1 protein-coding gene is annotated in these 775 nt (G+C 36.5%); it reads right to left on the reverse strand.

What is annotated here, in order from left to right:
* Positions 1 to 775, reverse strand: a 775-nt coding sequence (locus QZ289_RS10405; protein WP_295702310.1) for a hypothetical protein, incomplete at both ends; no start/stop codon positions are given.

Here is a 775-nt window from a genome sequence, read left to right on the forward strand (position 1 = left end):
TTGTCCGGTATTAGAGTTAGTAAAGCCATTTATCACTCCATTACTCATATTATTAAAAGTAGTTATCTCTCCATTGTTAGTAAAGGCATTGGTAACGCTTCCATCATTATTAAGACTTTCTATCATAGCCCCTTGATTATTTTCAAGGGTATCGATTCTCGCATTGTTATTATTAGTGAGCGTTGTCGTTGTGCCATTATTGGTAAAGGTAGTAATAACACTTTCATTGGTAAAATCATCTATGGTTGCCTGTGTGTCATTTGTAAGGGTTGTTATGCTCCCACCCGTGCTATTAGTAAAGCTTTGCACATTCCCAGTAGCATTATTATTAAAAGTAGTGATTGTTCCGCTATTTTGCCCATCAGTAATGCTTCCTGTATTAGTAAGCGTATTCATCGTGCCATTGGTTTGATTATTGAGATTGCTTAGAGTGCCAGCATTAGTGAGAGTATCTACTCTCCCCTGTGTGGCATTCGTAAAATCAGCTATCGTTCCCCCTTGAGCATTGGTAAGATTCTGCACTTCTCCACCATTATTATTAAAGGTATTGATTTGATTACTATTTGTAAAGTTTTCTACTATCCCTGTGTTTTGATTATTATTAAAGTTTGTTATAGTGCCATTATTTGTTCCATTAACAATAGTCCCTGCATTCTCTATGGTAGATAATGTGCTTTGATTGGTGAGTGTATTTATTGTGCCCCCTTGGTTATTTTGCAATGTAGTTACACTCCCACCGGCATTATTACTAAAGTCAGTTATCGTGCCACTATTG

The organism is uncultured Helicobacter sp., from assembly GCF_910577135.1.
Taxonomy (GTDB): Bacteria; Campylobacterota; Campylobacteria; order Campylobacterales; family Helicobacteraceae; genus Helicobacter_C; species Helicobacter_C mastomyrinus.